16 protein-coding genes are annotated in these 18,007 nt (G+C 74.5%); 7 read left to right on the plus strand and 9 right to left on the minus strand.

Annotated features, from left to right (window positions below; all coding sequences use genetic code 11):
• Nucleotides 1–53: 53 nt before the first annotated feature.
• From ABZ117_RS25635 to ABZ117_RS25655, 5 genes are all read left to right on the plus strand, one after another.
• Nucleotides 54–794 carry a hypothetical protein gene (locus ABZ117_RS25635; RefSeq protein ID WP_356824130.1) on the plus strand — a complete coding sequence of 247 codons (741 nt, stop codon included), beginning with the start codon at nucleotides 54–56 and terminating at the stop codon, nucleotides 792–794.
• A complete protein-coding gene (locus tag ABZ117_RS25640) occupies nucleotides 791–1,345 on the plus strand; it encodes a histidine phosphatase family protein (protein ID WP_356824131.1) in 555 nt (184 codons plus the stop codon). The genes ABZ117_RS25635 and ABZ117_RS25640 overlap by 4 nt, the downstream gene beginning before the upstream one ends.
• A 42-nt stretch (nucleotides 1,346–1,387) precedes the next feature.
• Nucleotides 1,388–2,014 carry a YigZ family protein gene (locus ABZ117_RS25645; RefSeq protein ID WP_356824132.1) on the plus strand — a complete coding sequence of 209 codons (627 nt, stop codon included), beginning with the start codon at nucleotides 1,388–1,390 and terminating at the stop codon, nucleotides 2,012–2,014.
• 107 nt (nucleotides 2,015–2,121) lie between these two features.
• Nucleotides 2,122–3,285: an exonuclease SbcCD subunit D gene (locus tag ABZ117_RS25650; protein WP_356824133.1), complete on the plus strand. Its 1,164-nt coding sequence runs from the start codon at nucleotides 2,122–2,124 to the stop codon at nucleotides 3,283–3,285.
• The gene (locus tag ABZ117_RS25655; RefSeq protein ID WP_356824134.1) at nucleotides 3,282–6,275 is read left to right on the plus strand and encodes an SMC family ATPase; all 2,994 of its coding nucleotides are present in this window, start codon (nucleotides 3,282–3,284) and stop codon (nucleotides 6,273–6,275) included. Before ABZ117_RS25650 ends, ABZ117_RS25655 begins: the two co-directional genes overlap by 4 nt.
• Here ABZ117_RS25655 and ABZ117_RS25660 read toward each other — a convergent pair.
• Nucleotides 6,272–6,718 (minus strand): Lrp/AsnC family transcriptional regulator, encoded by a 447-nt coding sequence (locus ABZ117_RS25660; protein ID WP_356824135.1) that lies wholly within the window; start codon nucleotides 6,716–6,718, stop codon nucleotides 6,272–6,274. The two genes, ABZ117_RS25655 and ABZ117_RS25660, sit on opposite strands and share 4 nt — an antisense overlap.
• 94 nt (nucleotides 6,719–6,812) lie before the next feature.
• Here ABZ117_RS25660 and ABZ117_RS25665 point away from each other — a divergent pair, with 94 nt between their 5' ends.
• Nucleotides 6,813–7,289, plus strand: coding sequence for a rhodanese-like domain-containing protein (locus ABZ117_RS25665; RefSeq protein ID WP_356824136.1), 477 nt, complete (start codon nucleotides 6,813–6,815; stop codon nucleotides 7,287–7,289).
• A gap of 16 nt (nucleotides 7,290–7,305) precedes the next feature.
• Here ABZ117_RS25665 and ABZ117_RS25670 read toward each other — a convergent pair whose 3' ends face one another.
• The 6 genes from ABZ117_RS25670 to ABZ117_RS25695 form a co-directional block, all read right to left on the minus strand.
• Complete coding sequence (locus ABZ117_RS25670) at nucleotides 7,306–8,541, minus strand: cytochrome P450 (protein WP_356824137.1); 1,236 nt, start codon at nucleotides 8,539–8,541, stop codon at nucleotides 7,306–7,308.
• Between the two features lie 33 nt (nucleotides 8,542–8,574).
• Entirely contained in the window at nucleotides 8,575–9,966 is a 1,392-nt protein-coding gene (locus tag ABZ117_RS25675) for an FAD/NAD(P)-binding oxidoreductase (RefSeq protein WP_356824138.1), read from the minus strand.
• Nucleotides 9,956–10,204, minus strand: a complete 249-nt coding sequence (locus ABZ117_RS25680; RefSeq protein WP_356824139.1) for a ferredoxin — start codon at nucleotides 10,202–10,204, stop codon at nucleotides 9,956–9,958. Before ABZ117_RS25680 ends, ABZ117_RS25675 begins: the two co-directional genes overlap by 11 nt.
• A 157-nt stretch (nucleotides 10,205–10,361) precedes the next feature.
• Entirely contained in the window at nucleotides 10,362–11,039 is a 678-nt protein-coding gene (locus ABZ117_RS25685) for a hypothetical protein (RefSeq protein ID WP_356824140.1), read from the minus strand.
• A gap of 169 nt (nucleotides 11,040–11,208) precedes the next feature.
• On the minus strand, nucleotides 11,209–12,900 hold the full coding sequence (locus tag ABZ117_RS25690; RefSeq protein ID WP_356824141.1) for a DUF885 domain-containing protein: 1,692 nt from the start codon (nucleotides 12,898–12,900) through the stop codon (nucleotides 11,209–11,211).
• Between the two features lie 51 nt (nucleotides 12,901–12,951).
• On the minus strand, nucleotides 12,952–13,437 hold the full coding sequence (locus tag ABZ117_RS25695; RefSeq protein WP_356824142.1) for an Lrp/AsnC family transcriptional regulator: 486 nt from the start codon (nucleotides 13,435–13,437) through the stop codon (nucleotides 12,952–12,954).
• 60 nt (nucleotides 13,438–13,497) lie between these two features.
• Between ABZ117_RS25695 and ABZ117_RS25700 the strand changes: the two genes are divergently transcribed.
• Nucleotides 13,498–14,733, plus strand: coding sequence for a PLP-dependent transferase (locus tag ABZ117_RS25700; protein WP_356824143.1), 1,236 nt, complete (start codon nucleotides 13,498–13,500; stop codon nucleotides 14,731–14,733).
• A gap of 93 nt (nucleotides 14,734–14,826) precedes the next feature.
• On the opposite strand, the gene ABZ117_RS25705 is transcribed toward ABZ117_RS25700, so the two are convergent.
• The gene (locus ABZ117_RS25705) at nucleotides 14,827–16,239 is read right to left on the minus strand and encodes a GNAT family N-acetyltransferase (RefSeq protein ID WP_356824144.1); all 1,413 of its coding nucleotides are present in this window, start codon (nucleotides 16,237–16,239) and stop codon (nucleotides 14,827–14,829) included.
• A gap of 159 nt (nucleotides 16,240–16,398) precedes the next feature.
• Nucleotides 16,399–17,985 carry an alkaline phosphatase D family protein gene (locus ABZ117_RS25710; protein ID WP_356824145.1) on the minus strand — a complete coding sequence of 529 codons (1,587 nt, stop codon included), beginning with the start codon at nucleotides 17,983–17,985 and terminating at the stop codon, nucleotides 16,399–16,401.
• Between the last annotated feature and the right edge of the window lie 22 nt (nucleotides 17,986–18,007).

Consider the following 18,007-nt stretch of genomic DNA (forward strand, 5'->3'; position numbering starts at 1 on the left):
GGAATCGGTGCAAGCTGCCCGCATACGGCCGTCCGGCCGCCTACGCTCGCCCCGTGCTGCGCATCCTCGACGTCCGAACCGGTGAACCCGTCGCCGCCGCGCCCGCCCGCCGCGGCCTGACCCGCGTCGAGGCCCACGCCCCGGGTCTCGACCCGACCGCCCTGCGGGTACTGCTCACCGCCGACCTGCTCGTCCGGGCCCTGGAGCTGGGCGGCACCCCGGTCTGGACGATCCTCACCGCACCCCGTGAGCAGCCCGAGCTGTGCACGGCCGCCACCCGGCTCGCCATCCGCCCCTTCGAGGACGGCCGGGACCTCGCGTCCGGGCTGGGTGAGGCCCAGGTGATCCACGTCACCGGGCCCCACACCGCGACCGTCCGCGCCGAGGGGCCGGTGGCGGCCGTCGCGCCGGTGACCTGGACCGGCCCCGAGCCGCCACTGCCCGCCCTCCTCGCCGACCCCGCCGCCCTGCGGCTCGCCCTGCTCCGCGTCCCCCGGCGGGAGACCGCGCGGCTGGACGCCACCGCCCTCGACCGGGCCGCCGGGCAGCTCGCCCACTGGCGGCGGGCCGTGGCCGGCTGGGCCCGGCGGCCCTCCCGGCCGGTGCCCGAGGAGATCCGGACCCGGCTGCGGGCCGCCTGGGACGACGACCTCGACCTGCCCCGCTCGCTCGCGGTGCTGCGGGACGTGGAGCACGCCCCCGACCTGCCCGACGGCGCCCGCTTCGAGACCTACGCCCACGCCGACCGGCTGCTCGCCCTCGATCTCCTCCGTGACCTCGGGAACCCGGCGTGATCGAACGGGCGGGCGCGGGCCCGCTGCGCCGGCTGGTGGTGCTGCGGCACGCCAAGTCCGCGTGGCCCGAGGGCGTCGAGGACCCTCGCCGGCCGCTCGCGCCCCGGGGGCTGCGGGACGCCCCGGCCGCCGGCCGCGCCCTGGCCGACTCCGGCTCCCTGCCCGACCTCGCCCTGTGCTCCACCGCCGTCCGCGCCCGCCGGACCTGGGAGCTGGCCTCCGCCGAGTGGGGCACCCCACCGCCGGTACGCCTGGACGGGCGGCTCTACGCGGCCGGCGTACCGGAACTGCTGGAGGTCGTGCACGAGGTGCCGCCGGAGGTGGAGACGCTGCTGCTGGTCGGACACCACCCGGGCCTCGCCGACCTGGTGCGGGCGCTCGCCGCGGACGGCCTCGACGACACCCTTGACCGGGTGGGGGAGAAGTTCCCGACGGCAGCGATCGCCGTCCTCGCCTGGCGAGGCACCGGCTGGCCGGCACTCGCCCCGGGCACGGCCCTGCTGACCTCCTTCACGGTGCCGCGCGGAGCGAAGGGGGAGCGGCCGCGCTGACGCGGGGACGGACCGGTGACGTGCTGCGCATAGGCTGGCGGGATGCAGGACGAGTACCGCACCGTCGCCCGTGCGGGTGTGCACGAGACCGAGATCAACCGCTCCCGCTTCCTGTGCGCCCTCGCCCCGGCCGCCACCGAGAAGGAGGCGCAGGAGTTCGTCGCGGCCGTCCGCAGGGAGCACGCCGACGCCAGCCACAACTGCTGGGCGTACGTCATCGGCGCCGACGCCTCCGTGCAGCGGGCCGGCGACGACGGCGAACCGGGCGGCACCGCCGGCGTCCCCATGCTCCAGATGCTGCTGCGCCGTGACATGCGGTACGTCGTCGCCGTCGTCACCCGCTACTACGGCGGTGTCAAGCTCGGCGCCGGCGGACTCATCCGCGCGTACGGAGGTGCCGTCGGCGAGGCCCTGGACGCGCTCGGCACCCGCACCCGGCGCCGCTTCAGGCTGGCCACGGTGACCGTCGACCACCAGCGCGCGGGCAAGGTCCAGAACGACCTGCGGGCCACCGGACGCGAGGTGCGGGACGTCCGCTACGGCGAGGCCGTCACCCTGGAGATCGGCCTGCCGGACGGCGACGTGGACGCCTTCCGCGCGTGGCTCGCCGATGTGACGGCGGGCACGGCCGGCTTCGAACCGGGCGGCGAAGCCTACGGAGATGCCTGACCATTCCGGCGAAACGGGCATAACCCCCCTGCTGCGGGCGGGTCGTGACGGGCTGGTACGGGAGTAACCGGCCGTGATGTCAGACCCGGCCGATAGTCTCGGGGCCCATGAGATTCCTGCACACGTCCGACTGGCATCTCGGCCGGGCCTTCCACCGGGCGAACCTGCTCGGGGCCCAGGCCGGGTTCATCGGCCACCTCGTCACCACCGTGCGTGAGCACGCGGTGGACGCGGTGGTCGTGTCGGGCGACGTGTACGACCGGGCGGTGCCCCCGCTCGCCGCCGTGGAACTGTTCGACACCGCCCTGCACCGCCTCGCGGACCTCGGCGTGCCCACGGTGATGATCTCCGGCAACCACGACTCGGCCCGCCGCCTCGGCGTCGGCGCCGGACTCATCGACCGCGCCGGCATCCACCTGCGCACCGAACCGGCCGCCGCCGGCACCCCGGTCGTGCTCCAGGACGCCCACGGCGACGTCGCGTTCTACGGCCTGCCCTACCTCGAACCCGCCCTCGTCAAGGACGAGTTCGCCGTCGGCAAGGCCGGGCACGAGGCCGTGCTCGGCGCCGCCATGGACCGCGTCCGCGCCGACCTCGCCACCCGCGCGGCCGGCACGCGCTCCGTCGTCCTCGCCCACGCCTTCGTCACCGGCGGCCAGGCCAGCGACAGCGAGCGGGACATCACCGTCGGCGGGGTCGCCGCCGTACCGGCCGGCGTCTTCGACGGCGTCGACTACGTGGCCCTCGGACATCTGCACGGCTGCCAGACCATCACAGAACGCGTGCGCTACTCCGGCTCCCCGCTCGCCTACTCCTTCTCCGAGGCCGGCCACCGCAAGAGCATGTGGCTGGTCGACCTGGACGCGGACGGCTCGGTCACCGCCGCGCGCGTCGACTGCCCCGTGCCGCGCCCGCTCGCCCGCATCCGGGGCACCCTGGACGCGCTCCTCACCGACCCGGGACTGACCCGCCACGAGGAAGCCTGGATCGAGGCCACCCTCACCGACCCGGCCCGCCCGGCCGATCCCATGGCCCGCCTCACCGCGCGCTTCCCGCACACCCTCAGCCTCGTCTTCGACCCCGAGCGGGCCCCCGACGACCCCCACCTGTCGTACGCGCGGCGGCTCGCCGGCCGCAGCGACCACCAGATCGCCCAGGACTTCGTCGCCCATGTCCGCGGCACCGGACCCGACGAGCACGAGAGCGCCGTCCTGCGCGAGGCGTTCGACGCCGTCCGCGCCGACGACGCCGTACGAGAGGTGGCACGATGAGGCTGCACCGGCTCGACATCACCGCCTTCGGACCCTTCGGCGGCGCCCGGACCGTCGACTTCGACGCCCTGTCCGCCGCCGGTCTCTTCCTCCTCCACGGGCCCACCGGAGCCGGCAAGACCTCCGTCCTGGACGCCGTCTGCTACGCCCTGTACGGCTCCGTCCCCGGTGCCCGGCAGAGCGGCCAGGGCGCGCACCTGCGCAGCGACCACGCCCCGCCCGGCACCCGCACGGAGGTCCGCCTCGACCTGACCGTCGCCGGACGCCGCCTGGAGATCACCCGGCAGCCCCCCTGGGAGCGGCCCAAGCTGCGCGGCAAGGGCACCACCGTAGACAAGGCCCAGACCTGGCTGCGCGAGTACGACAGCACGGCCGGCGTCTGGCAGGACCGCAGCCGCTCCCACCAGGAGACGGGCGAGGAGATCACCCAGCTGCTCGGGATGAGCCGCGACCAGTTCTGCCAGGTCGTCCTGCTGCCCCAGGGCGACTTCGCCCGCTTCCTGCGCGCCGACGCCGAGGCCCGCAGCAAACTGCTCGGCCGCCTCTTCGACACCCGGCGCTTCGCCGACGTCGAGAAACGGCTCGCCGACCGCCGCAAGGCCGCCGAGGCGCGCGTGCGCGACGGCGACGCGGCGCTCCTCGCCGACGCCCACCGCATGCAGCAGGCGGCCGGTGACGCCATGGACCTGCCCGCCCTGGCCCCCGGCGACCCCGGTCTGGCCGAGGCCGTCCTCGGAGCCGCCGCCGTCGCCCGCAGCACCGCCCGCGAACGCCTCACCGTCGCCCGCTGCCGTCTGGCCGCCGCCGAGTCCGCCCACGCCGCGGCCCGCCGCGCCCTGGACGACATACGCGAACGCGCCCGCCTCCAGCAGAGGTTCGCCGAGGCCCGGCAGCGCGCCGAACGCCTCCAGGAGAGCGCCGCCGCCCGCCGGGAGACGCGCGAGCGCATGGAACGGGCCCGCAAGGCCGAGGCCGTCGCGCCCGCGCTGGAGCTGCGCGACGCCGCCGAGGCGGACCACCGCCGGGCCGCCGCGGCCGAGGCCCGCACGCGCGGGCAGCTCACGGGCCCCCACGCCGGCGCCGACGCCGGCGGACTGGCCGCCGCCGCCCGCCGGAGTGCCGAGGAACTCGGCGGCCTCGACGCGGCCCGGCGAGCCGAACGGCGGCTCGCCGAACTCACCGACGAATGCGCCGGACTCGACCGGCAGGAAAACGCCGACGAGGACATCCTGCGCGAGGCCGACGCCTGGCTCGCCGACTGGGACGGCACCCGCGCGGCACTCCAGGACCGCGTCGACTCCGCCCAGGAGGCCGCCACCCGCGCCGAACAACTCGCCGTCCAGCGCGCCCCGATGCAGCGGCGGCTCGACGCGGCCCGCACCCGCGACCGCCTCGCCACCGACCTCGCGCAGGCCCGGCAGCGCGCGGAGGACTCGGCACAGCGCGCCCTCGACGCCCGCGCCCACTGGCTCGACCTCAAGGAACAGCGGCTGAACGGCATCGCCGCCGAACTCGCCGCCCACCTCACCGACGGCGAGCCCTGCGCGGTCTGCGGAGCCACCGCGCACCCCGCCCCCGCCCGCAAGACCACCGGACACGTCGACCGGGACACCGAGGACCGCGCCCTCGCCGCCTACCAGCGGGCCGAGGAGCTGCACACCGACGACGAGCGGCGACTCGGCGAGGTCCGCGAGGCGCTGGCCGCCGCCACCGCCGAGGCCGGCGAGACGCCCACCGACCGGCTCACCGCCGAGGCCGGCGAACTGGAGGAGGAATACGCCCGCGCCCGCCGCGCGGCCTCCGCCCTGCACGCCGCCCAGGAGGAACTGCGGCGCGCCGGACACGAACGCGAGCAGCGCCTCGCCGACCGCCACCAGGCCGCCCTGCGGGCCGCCTCCCGGCTCACCCGGCGCGACACCCTGGAACGCGAACAGGCCGCACTGGAAGCCGAGCTGACGCAGGCGCGCGGCACCTCGGACAGCGTGGCGGCGCGCGCCGCGCAGCTGGAACGGCTCACGGCACGGCTCACCGAGGCCGCCGACGCCGTGCGTGTCGCCGAGGACACCGCCCAGCGGCTGAAGGACGCCGACGCCCGCCTCGCCGACGCCGCCTACCGGGCCGGCTTCGACACCCCGCAGGCCGCGGCGGCGGCCCTGCTGGACGCCGCCGCCTACCGGGACCTGCAACACCGCCTCGACGCCTGGCAGCAGGAGGAGGCCGCCGTCCGCGCGGTCCTCGACGAGCCCGGCGCCGCGGCGGCCGACCGGCAGCCGCCCGCCGACCCGGCCACCGCCGAACGGACGGCGGCCGGCGCCGAACGGCGGCTGCGCGAGGCCGCCTCCGCCCGCGACGCCGCCGCCCGCTGCTGCACCGAGCTGGACCGCCTCTCCGCGCGCGCCACCGAGGCCGTACGCCGCCTCGCCCCGCTGCGCGAGGAGTACGGCCGGGTGGCCCGGCTCGCCGCGCTCACCGCCGGCAACTCCGCCGACAACGAACGCCGGATGCGCCTGGAGTCGTACGTCCTGGCGGCCCGGCTGGAGCAGGTCGCCGCCGCCGCGACCGTGCGCCTCCAGCGCATGTCGTCCGGCCGCTACACCCTCGTCCACTCCGACGACCGCGCCGGACGCGGCCGCAGCGGGCTCGGGCTGCACGTGGTCGACGCCTGGACCGGGCGGGCCCGGGACACCGCGACCCTGTCCGGCGGCGAGACCTTCTTCGCCTCCCTCGCGCTCGCCCTCGGCCTCGCCGACGTCGTCACCGACGAGGCGGGCGGCGTCCGCCTGGACACCCTCTTCATCGACGAGGGCTTCGGCAGCCTGGACGACCAGACCCTGGACGAGGTCCTGGACGTCCTCGACTCACTGCGCGAACGCGACCGCAGCGTCGGCATCGTCAGCCACGTCGCCGACCTGCGCCGCCGCATCCACGCCCAACTGGAGGTCGTGAAGGGCAGATCGGGCTCGACGCTGCGCCAGCACGGAGTGGGCTAACGGCCCAGCGGGCGCCGGGACAGCGGGGAGGAGTACACGACGCTGGTGGTGACCGAGCCCAGGGAGCCGATTCGGCCCGAGACCTCCTCCAGGTGGGACATGGAGCGCGCGGCGACCTTGATGACGAAGCAGTCGTCGCCCGTCACGTGGTGCGCCTCCAGGATCTCGGGCGTCGCGGCCACCAGGTCGTGGAACGGCCGGTAGTTGCCGTTCGGGTAGCGCAGCCGCACGAACGCCAGGATCGGCAGGCCCAGCCGTTCGGGGTCGACCACCGCCGCGTACCCCTGTATGACGCCCGCCTCCTCCAGCCGCCGTACCCGTTCGGTGACGGCGCTCGGTGACATCGACACGGCGCGCGCCAGCTCGGCGTAGGTGGCCCGTCCGTCGCGCTGGAGGACCTCGAGAATGCGCCAGTCGGTGGCGTCCGGGGAATACACGGTCATCAGGGATGGATAGCAGGGAAATCCCCGGCCGGGCAAGGGCAGGCCCGGGGATCGTCCCTTCAGGCCGCGGCTCACGGACCGTAGATTTCCCGTCATGATCGACGCCGCTTCCGCGAACCCCGTCCTGCGCGTCCCGCCCGCCGCCCCCGCCGAGGCCGCCGCCCACCTCCGGGCGAGCCTCGCCCGGTACGCCGACGTCGCCGACGTGGCGGAGGCGCTGGCGGCCGGCGGTGACCCCGGCTTCGTCGTGGTCGACTCCCGCTCCACCGAGTCCTGGGACCAGGGCCACATCCCCGGCGCCGTCCACCTGCCGACCGCGCTCGTCCCCGAGCGGGCCGGGCAGCTCCTCGACAGATCCGTGCCCGTGGTGACGTACTGCTGGGGCCCCGGGTGCAACGGTGCCACCCGCGCCGCCCTGGCCCTCGCCGAACTCGGCTACCGGGTCAAGGAGATGCTCGGCGGCTTCGAGTACTGGGCGCGTGAGGGTCTCGCCTACGAGACCCGGCGGGGGCCGGCCCGCCGGGACGCCGACCCGTTGACGGCGCCCGTGGCGGGCGGATGCGGCTGCTGACGCCCTCCCGCTCGGGTCAACGCCACCCGTCGAGGACGATGTCCAGATGCCGGGGGCCGCGCAGCACGGCGTTCTGCCGGTAGGGCGGCGGATCCTCGGCCAGGCGGGGGTTCTCCATCCGCCGGGCCAGCTCGGCCAGGGCGATCTGGGTCTCCAGCCGGGCCAGCGGGGCACCGAAACAGCTGTGGATGCCGCTGCCGAATCCGAGGTGCTGGATGTCCTCGCGGTCCGGGTCGAAGCGCCCGGGGTCCTTGAAACGCTCGGGGTCACGGTTGCCGGCGGCCAGGACCAGCCACAGCCGTGACCCCTTCGGGATGGTCACCCCGCGCACCTCGATGTCGGCGATGCAGGTGCGCTGCGGCACGATCTGCACCGGCGGCTCGTACCGCAGCAGCTCCTCCACGATCCGCACCGACAGGCCCGGCTCCGCCCGCAGCCGGGCCAGCACGTCCGGGTGGCGCAGCAGCGTCAGCATGCCGTTCGTGATCAGGTTGACCGTCGTCTCGTGGCCGGCGATCAGCAGCAGCACCGCGGTGCTGAGCACCTCCATCATCGTCATGGAACCGTCCGCGCCCTGGCTGTGCACCAGGTCGGACAGCAGGTCGTCCCGCGGTTCCTTGGTGCGCTCCTCGACCAGACCGGCCAGGTACATGCCGAGCTGCATCCGGGCCTCCTGGGCCGCCTTCACGAACTCGGCGTCCGCCGTCGTGCGCGTCGCGGGATCGAGGCCGGCGACCAGCGGATCGACCCAGGCGCGGAACCGCGGCTCGTCGTCCCGGGGCACGCCGAGCAGCCGGCAGATCACCGTCACCGGGAAGGGGTAGGCGAACTGGTCGACCAGGTCGATCTGCCGGGTGTCCGCGAGACCGTCGATCAGCCCGGTCACGACGGCCGCCATCTCGCCCCGCATGTTCTCGACCCGGCGCGGCCGGTGCGGCGGCCCGAAGGCGCTGTTGGCGATGCGCCGGAGCCGGTCGTGCTCGGGCGGGTCGAGCCGCAGGAAGGACGGCGGCAGTCCCGTGTTCTCCCCCTGCGAGACCTCGTCGTCGCCCGCCGCGGCGAGGTTGGCGGCGTCGGAGCTGACCCGCGGATCGTGGAGCAGGCCCTCGATGTCGTAGTACGAGCTGATGACGTAGGGGCCGCCCTCCTCCTCGTGCAGGACCGGCGTCCTGCGCAGCTCCTCGTACAGCGGGTACGGGTCGGCGCGATGGGCGAAGTCGGTGATCTGGCGCACCAGCGAGGCTTGCGTCATGACAGGTCCTTGGAGCGTCGGGGCCGGCGGCGGTCAGTGCCGGGAGGGGTGGAAGACCAGCTGCTGGTCGGCCGGTGAGTAACCGCTGAGGGTCACCGTGGGGCCATGGGTCGGGAGGGACGGGTCGGGGAAGTCGGCCGCCACCGGCCGCAGGCCCTCGGGACGCCGGTCCATCGTCGGGAACTCCACCGGGAACGGCGCGCCCCGCTCGATCTGCCGCTGGTAGAACTCCAGCCACCGGGTGTTGTCGAAGCTCACGGCGGCGATCATGCGGCCCTGGTAGCCGTAGACCCCGACGAACCGGCGCTCGGCCAGCGAACCCTGCGTGATCATGAGCTGCTCACCCATGGGCGGGACCCCGACCGACTTGATGTTCACCCCGAACATGGAGGACCAGAAGGCCGGCATCCACAGGTGCGGGCGCCGCTCGGCGCCGTGGCAGATCATGTTGTGCGCGGCCGTCTCCCCCTGGGCGACGGCGTTGCCCCAGTGTTCCAGCGACAGGAACTGGTAGCCGAAGAGGGCGTGCGGGAACCGCGCCACGTCACCCGCCACGAAGACGTCGTCGGTGACGATGCCCCGGAAGTCGAAGGCACGGCACCCCGCGTCGCAGGCGATGCCCCGCGGCCCGGCGCCCAGCCCCGACCCCGCCAGCCACTCCGTGTTCCGCAGCGAACCCAGCGAGACGACGACCACGTCCGCCTCGACGACAGTCTCGTCCGACAGGTGGACGGCCCGCACCCTGCCGACCGGGTCACCCTCCAGTGAGGTCACCGTGACGTGGGTGCGCAAGTCCACACCGTTCTCGGTCTGGAGGCCGGCGGCGACCGCGCCGATCACCCCGCCGAGCGCGCCCACCAGCGGCGCGCCCGCACGCTCCGCCACGGTGACGGGAATGCCCATCTCCCGGCACGCCGAGGCGACCTCCGAACCGGCGAACCCGGCGCCGATGACGAACACCCGGCGCGGGCCGGCCTTCAGCCGCCGGTAGAGGTCGGCCGCGTCCTCCCGCGTGCGCAGCAGACAGACGCCGTCCAGCCGGGCCTCCTCCTCCTTCGGCCACGGCCGGGCGCGGACGCCGGTCGTGATGAGCAGCCGGTCGTACTCCACCTCGTCGCCGTCGGCCAGCCGGACCCGCTTGTCCGTCAGATCCAGCCCGGCCGCCGCGACGCCCAGGCGCCACTTGGCGTCGATCTCCCTGCGGTGCGGCAGCTCGGTGTGGTGCGGGGACGCCTTGCCCAGCAGCACCGACTTGGACAGCGGCGGCCGGTCGTACGGCTCGTACGGCTCGTCGCCGATCAGGGTCAGCTCGCCGGCGAAGCCCTCGGCGCGCAGCGTCTCGGCGGCCCGCAGGCCGGCCAGCGAGGCGCCCACGATCACGATCCGGCCCTCGCGCCTGAGCCATTCCGTGTGGTCAGCGGGCATCGGACGCCTCCCCGGCGGAACCGGTCACCGGCTCGCCCGCGGCGCCGTCCAGCCCGTCCGCCGTGATCGCCTGCACCGGGCACGCGGCGACGGCACGCGCCAGCCGCTCCCGCTGCTCCTCGTCCGCGCGCGGGTTGTAGAGCAGCGACTCCTCGCCGTGCATGGCGAAGACGTCGGGTGCGAGGAACGCGCACTGGGCGTACCCCTGGCACTTGTTGAGATCGACGACGAGCCTCATCGGCGCTCCGCCCTTCCGATGGCCAGGTCCGTGCGTCCACGCGGCTCGCGCGGGCGGCTCCGGACGGCGGTCGTCCCCCGGGCCAGCATGCGAGCGGGACCGGGGTGCCCGCGCGCCGGGCACGCCGATCGAGTGAGGGACGTCCGGGGAGCGGAGGTCACCGGGCCGCCGCCGGCCGGCGCCGGTCACGGCGGCCGGCCGCGAGGAGGTACACGCTGATCAGCAGTGACCACGCGGGAAAGACGAGCTCCGCCCAGGGCACGTTCGACGACAGGAAGAGCAGCGTCAGCGCGGTCAGGACGCCCAGGACCGTGAGCGGGCGCGGCAGGACGCCGAGGCGGTGGCCGATCACCGACAGGGAGGACACGAAGACGGCCGCCATCCGCATGCCGTACCCCGTCATCAGCGTGTACGCGAAGTGGCGGCCGAAGTCCCAGGTGGCCGGCGCCGGCACCGCACCGGCGGGGTGGGCGACCGCGAGCACGGCACTCGCCGCCGCCGCGGCGCCGAACATCATGGCGGTGAAGACCAGTCCGCTGCCGAGGAAGACGGTGGCGAGGAACCGGTCCTCGGCGTCGCCGACGTGCGCGCGCACCGCGCCGATGAACCACAGGAAGAAGATGCCGGCGAACGGCACCAGCGCCAGGGCCGTGCGCAGCGCGTCGCGCCGCCCGGGGTCCGTGAACCCCCGCGCGCCGACCGCGTCGGCTCCCTCGGGGATGCCCAGCCGGACCAGGACGATCGCCGCCGCCAGAAGCAGCGCGAAGACGACTCCGGCCAGCCCCGCCGCCCGAGGTGTCTCCAGCGCCTGCTGTCCCGGCCCTTTCTCGCGCATGCCCGGCCCGCCTTCCGCATCGGCCCCCGGCACCAGCTAGCCGCCTCCACCCCGCCCGCGCCACCGCAGGGCGCCCGTACGGACGCCCTGCGGGCCTTCGCCGGACGGGGGGGCACGGTGCACACCGTCGCCTCGGCCGACGGAAGGGGGCGCGGGGAGCGGGGGACCGTCAGAGCCGGGACAGCTCGTCCACCAGGTCGTCCAGGCCGAGCGAACCCTGCGAGAGCGCCGCCATGTGCCAAGCCTTCGGGTCGAACGCGTCGCCGTGCCGCTCGCGCGCCTTCTCCCGGCCCAGCAGCCACGCCCGCTCGCCCAGCTTGTAGCCGATCGCCTGGCCCGGGATCGTCAGGTACCGGGTCAGCTCGCTCTCGATGAAGTCCGCCGGCCGGCTGCTGTGCGCGCCGAAGAATTCCTGCGCCAGCTCCGGCGTCCACCGCTCACCGGGGTGGAACGGCGAGTCCGCGGGGATCTCCAGCTCCAGGTGCATGCCGATGTCCATGACCACCCGGATCGCCCGCATCATCTGGGCGTCGAGGTAGCCGAGCCGCTCCTCCGGGTCCGTGAGGTAGCCCAGTTCGTCCATCAGCCGCTCCGCGTACAGCGCCCAGCCCTCGAGGTTGGCGCTGACCCCGCCGACCGACGCCTGGTAGCGGGAGAGGTTCTCCGCGACGTGCGCCCACTGGGCGAGCTGGAGATGGTGCCCCGGCACGCCCTCGTGGTACCAGGTCGACACCAGGTCGTAGACGGGGAACCGGGTCTGGCCCATCGTGGGCAGCCAGGTGCGGCCGGGCCGGGAGAAGTCCTCCGACGGGGGCGTGTAGTAGGGGGCGGCCGCGCCGCCGGGCGGGGCGATGCGCGACTCCACCTTCCGCACCCGCTCGGCCAGGTCGAAGTGCGTGCCGTCCAGGTCCTCGATGGCCCTGTCCATCAGGCCCTGGAGCCACGTGCGGACCTCGTCCACGCCGTCGATGTGCCGGCCGTGCTCGTCCAGGTGCGCGAGGGCCACCCACGGCGTCCCGGCGCCGGGCAGGATCTTCTCGGCCTCCTTCTTCATCTCGGCGAGGAGCCGGTGGAACTCGGCCCAGCCGTACGCGTACGCCTCGTCCAGGTCCAGGTCGGTGCCGTTGTAGTAGCGGGCCCAGCGCGCGTACCGCTCGCGGCCGACCACGTTCGGGGCATCCGCGACCGCGGGCGCGTACACGTCCCGCATCCAGTCCCGCAGTTCCCGCAGGGCGCCGGTCGCAGCCCGCGCCGCCTCGTCCAGTTCCGCGCGCAGCGCCTCGGGGCCGGCGGCGGCGAAGTCCTCGTACCAGCCGCGGCCCGAGCCGTCCGTGTCCACCCACTCGGTGAGCTGCTCGATGTAGGTCGCGGTCGGCCGGGGCGCCGCGAACAGCTTGCGCTCCAGCCCCAGTTCCAGCGACGTCCGGTAACCCGCGAGCGCGCCCGGCACGGCACGCAGCCGCTCGGCGATCGCGGACCAGTCCTCGTCCGTGTTCACCGGCATGACGGTGAACACGTCCCGCACCGAGTGGCCGGGCGTTCCCATGTTGCCGACCATGCGCAGGTGCTCGTCCGCCTCCAGGACGGCGAGTTCGGCGGTCAGCCGTTCCCTCAGCAGCCGCCCGCAGCGCCGTTCCGCGTCGCTGTCCGCGCCGGGCTGCCGCTCCGCCTCGGCCAGCCGGGCGAGCGTGGTGCGGATCAGCGCCGCCAGGGCTTGCTGACCGGCGGGTGAGTAGTCGGGCAGCCGCCGCGAACTCTCGGGCACGCCGAGATACGTGCCGGTGACCGGGTCGAGGGCGATGAGGTCGTCCACGTACGCGTCGGCGACCTGACGGGGCAGCGGGCTCTTGGTCTCAGACATGCGGTCCATCCTCGTACCAGGAGGATCCCCACGTCACCACGTACGGGGGATTCAGCTCTGGGCGTGGCCGGGAGGCAACAGCGGCCCGCATTCCCACTGCTGGAAGATGAGCCGGGTCTCCACCCGCGCCACCTCGCGCCGCGCCGTGAACTCGTCCAGCACCAGCCGCTGGAGATCGGCCATGTCCGCGACGGCCACATGCACCAGATAGTCGTCCGGCCCGGTCAGATGGAACACCGAGCGGGCCTCCGGCAGCGCCCGGACGCGCTCCACGAACGGCCCGACCAGCTCCCGCCGGTGCGGACGCACCTGTACCGACAGCAGGGCCTGGAGCCCGCGCCCGAGCTTGGCCGGATCGAGCCGCAGCCGATGCCCGAGGATCACGCCCGAGCGGCGCAGCCGGGTCACCCGGTCCAGGCAGGTCGACGGCGCCACACCCACCTGCGAGGCGAGGTCGCGGTAGGTGGTCCGGGCGTCGTTCTGCAACAGCCGCAGCAGATGCAGGTCCACCGGATCCAGTACGACGGAATCGGCCATGGGCCGAACGTAGCACGGTGCCTGCCCCCGGAGAACCGTTCCTTGTTCACCCTTCCGGCCATGGACACAGCGAGCACCGGCGCCTACGACGACGTACGCGCCGCATCGAGAGCCCTGGCCACCCAGGCCGTGCACGCCGGCCGCGACGATCTCGCCCGCCAGGGCCTGCACGCCCCGCCGATCGACCTGTCGACCACCTACCCCTCGTACGACAGCCGCGCCGAGGCCGCCCGCATCGACGCCTTCGCCGCCGACGGCGCCGATCCGGCCGGGCCGCCGGTCTACGGCCGCCTCGGCAACCCGACCGTGGCCCGCTTCGAGACGGCCCTCGCCCGTCTGGAGGGCACCGAGTCCGCAGTCGCCTTCGCCAGCGGCATGGCCGCGCTCAGCGCCGTCCTCCTCGCGCTTCCCGCCACGGGCCTGCGGCACGTGGTCGCCGTACGGCCCCTGTACGGCTGTAGCGACCACCTGCTGACCGCGGGGCTGCTCGGCACGGAGGTCACCTGGACCGACCCGGCCGGCATCGGTGACGCGCTGCGCCCGGACACCGGCCTGGTGCTGGTCGAGTCCCCGGCCAACCCGACGCTCGCCGAACTCGACCTGCGGGCCGTCGCGCACGCCTGCGGCCCGGTGCCGCTGCTCGTCGACAACACCTTCGCCACGCCCGTGCTGCAACGCCCGGCCGAGCAGGGCGCGCGGCTGGTGCTGCACAGCGCCACCAAGTACCTCGGCGGCCATGGCGACGTGCTCGCCGGCGTCGTCGCCTGTGACGAGGAGTTCGCGGGCCGGCTGCGGCGGATACGGTTCGCCACCGGGGGAGTCCTCCATCCGCTGGCCGGCTATCTGCTGCTGCGGGGACTGTCCACGCTCCCGGTGCGGGTCCGGGCCGCCTCCGCGAACGCCGCCGAACTGGTCCGCCGGCTCAGCGCCGACCCGCGCGTAGCCCGCGTCCACTATCCGCGGGTCGGCGGCGCGATGATCGCCTTCGAGGTGTACGGCGACCCGCACGAGGTGATCTCCCGGGTCCGGCTCGTCACCCCCGCGGTGAGCCTGGGCAGCGTCGACACGCTGATCCAGCATCCCGCGTCCATCAGCCACCGCATCGTCGACGCCGACGACCGGCGCGGGGCGGGGGTGAGCGACCGGCTGCTGCGGCTGTCGGTGGGCCTGGAGGACGTGGACGACCTGTGGAGCGATCTCGACCAGGCCCTGGGCGCCGACGAGCCCTCGAGGGAGCCGACGCGGTGGCAGGTACGACAGCAGGTACGACAGCCGGTGCGGGAGGTGGTGCGCTGACGGCCTTCGTCGGCCTCTGGCGCCCCTACCCCGACGTGGTCCGGTGGGGCGCCCGAGGCGCGACGGCTGCGGTCGGGGCGGTTCGGCTCGCCGTCAGCCGAGGTGCGGTGGGTGGGACCTGGGGGCCGCGGCCAGTGCCGTGGTGTCCAGGCGGGCCGTGATGACCAGGGTGCCCTCCTCGATCTGGTAGTCGAGGGGCAGGCCGAGGCCGCGCATGGCGGCGACCATGCCGGTGTTGGATGCCTGCGTCACGGCGTACACGCTCTCGCAGCCGGCCTCCACCGCCAGCGCCACCAGCCGGCCGAGCAGTTCCCCGCCGATGCCCCGCTGCTGCCAGTCGTCCTCGATCAGCAGCGCGACCTCCGTCTCGTCGCCGTCCCACAGCAGGTGCCCGAGGCCCACGATTCGGCCGGACGCGGTCTGCGCGGCCAGCGTCCGGCCGAAGCGGGGGCTGAGCAGGTGGGTCAGATAGCGGTCCGCGTCACCGACCGGGCCGTGGTAGCGCATGCCGAGGGTGCGGGGCGAGCACCGGTCGTGCATCTCCCTGGCCGGCGCCAGGTCACCGGTGTCGACCCGGCGCACGGTGATGTCGTTCCCCTCCGGCAGGGTCAGCACGTCCTGACCGCGCGGGATCCGCGGCCCGAGCCGGCTGTCCAGCTCCACCAGCGCCCGGGCCCGCGCGAACTCGGTCGGGGTGAACGGCAGATACGGCCGCTCCACGGTGAGCACACCGCCCTCCGGTGCCCGCAGCCGCATCACGGTCTCTTCGAGGACGCCCCCGGCCGGCACCGGTTCCGGACCGCGGCCGCCGCCGACCGGGGTGCCGGGCAGTGACCGGATCGTGCAGCGGCCCAGCAACTGGCGCAGTGCCAAAGGCAGTTCGGCGGCGTCCAGGGCGGTGCGGGTGGCCAGCCCGAGCACCCGGGTGGGCGCGTCGACCAGGTCGTGGGCGTCGGCCCGCTCGATCCAGGTGGCCCTGCCCCCGGCCAGCGCGACCACCCGGGTGATCTCCGCCGCGGCCGGCGCGCCAGGGGACCGCAGCAGGAACTCGTCCACGGTGCCGTCGGCCAGCGGGTGCGTCTGGAGGCTGAGGATGTCCACCCGTCGCTCGGCCAGCGCCGTGCACAGCGCGGCCAGCGAACCGGGCGCGTCCTGCACCGTCGTACGCATCCGCCACAGTGTGCCGGCACCGGTGACCTCATCGGCCGTGGTGCCGGGCCGGGTCGAGGGCCCGGCCGGCCGCGGGGCGGCGGCCGGCCGGGCGCCGGTATCACTCACCGGCGGCGCGTGTCCGTGGCGGCGTGACCACCACACGTGGAAACCCGCCGTCGCGGCCAGCACGACGGCCGACATCACCAGCAGGGCCGGGCCGTCCGGTCCGTGTCCGACGAGGTTCGCCGCGGCGTCCGCCACGGCGACCGCGGTGAACAGCGCGGCGAGTTCGACGACGTCCCGCCGCCAGTGGTGCACGGGCCGCCCGTGCCTGGCCCGGGTCACATCAGGCATGTCTGGAGTCATGCAGCCACTGTGAAGGAACGGTGTTGCGTGATCACGAACTGATTGTGACCGATGGGTAAAGCATGCTCCGTCCTATTTGTTGCTCTTTCTACGGACGGGCGGGTCCGGCGACCGGTCCACCGGCCGCCGGACCCGCCCGCCGCACCGCTACTGACCGACCCGGCCCGGCTGCAGCGTCCGGGTGAACAGCACCGTGCCGTCCTGCTCGCGCAGCCGCACCGTCAGCTCGCCGCTGCCCCCGTCGATGTCGACCTCGCCGAAGAACTGGTAGCCGCCCGCGGGCGAGACGTTCGACGCGGCCGGCGCCTTCACAAACACCCGCTCCGGGCCGAACGTGCCGTCCAGCGCGCTCGCCGGGAACGCACCGGCGTTCAGCGGCCCGGAGACGAACTCCCAGAACGGCTCGAAGTCGGTGAACGCGGCCCGCGACGGCTGGTAGTGCTGGGCGGAGGTGTGGTGCACGTCCGCCGTCAGCCACACCGTCCCGGTGATCCGCCGGTGCTTGACGAACCGCAGCAGCTCGGCGATCTGGAGCTCCCGGCCGAGCGGGGCCCCCGGGTCACCCTGCGCCACCGCCTCGAAGTTCGGCCGGTTCTCCGTCGTGTCGGGCACCACCAGCCCGAGGGGCATGTCGGCGGCGATCACCTTCCACACCGCCCGCGAACGGGCCAGCTCCCGCTTGAGCCACTCCAGCTGCTCGCGGCCCAGGATGCCCTGCGGGTCGACGGTCCGGTCGTCCGGCGAGTTGGCGTTGCGGTAGGTGCGCATGTCGAGCACGAACACGTCGAGCAGCGGGCCCTGGCGCAGCACCCGGTGGACGCGGCCCTCACGGGCGCCCGGACGCAGGGTGGAGACCGGTGAGTACTCGCTGAACGCCCGCCGGGCGCGCGCCGCGAGGACGTCGACGCTCTTCTCGGTGTACCGGGTGTCGGAGGAGGCGATCACCTCGCCCGGGTACCAGTTGTTGCGGACCTCGTGGTCGTCCCACTGGACGACCGAGGGCAACTGGGCATTGAAGCGGCGCAGGTTGGCGTCGAGCAGGTTGTAGCGGAAGTTGCCCCGGTACTCGTCGAGGGTCTCGGCGACCTTCGACTTCTCCTCGGTGGTGACGTTCCGCCAGGTACTGCCGTCGGGCAGGGCCTGGGTGGCGGCGATCGGCCCGTCGGCGTAGACGGCGTCGCCGCTGCACAGGAAGAAGTCGGGGTCCAGCTTCGCCATCGCGTCGTAGATGCGGTAGCCGCCGCGGTCGGGGTTGATGCCCCAGCCCTGGCCGGCCAGGTCGCCCGACCACAGGAAGCGCACGCCGTCCCGGCGGCGCCGGGAGACCGTGCGGAACGTGCCGGTCACGGGTGCGCCGGTGCGGCGCGGGTCGTCGGGGTCGGCGAGCAGGACCCGGTAGTGGATCTGCTCGCCGGACGGCAGGCCGTGCAGCCGGGTGGTGCCGGTGAAGTCCGTGCGGGCGTCCAGCAGCGGGCCGTGCCATCTGCGCGGGTCGCGGAACGACTCGGTGGCCGCGGTCTCCACGACCATCCGGGCCGGCCGGTCCGAACGCACCCAGACCAGAGCGGAGTCGGCGCTCACGTCGCCCGTCTGCACGCCCCAGCCCGCCTCGGGGCGTCCGGAGCGGGCGAACGCCGGTGCCGTGCCGAGACCGACGGGGAGGGTCAGGGCCGCCGACGTGACGAGGGAGCCGCGCAGAACACTGCGGCGGCCGGGGAGCGGACGGTGGGACATGGCTGCGCCTCCAGGGACGGGA

It is taken from the genome of Streptomyces sp. NPDC006309, from assembly GCF_040613095.1.
Taxonomy (GTDB): Bacteria; Actinomycetota; Actinomycetes; order Streptomycetales; family Streptomycetaceae; genus Streptomyces.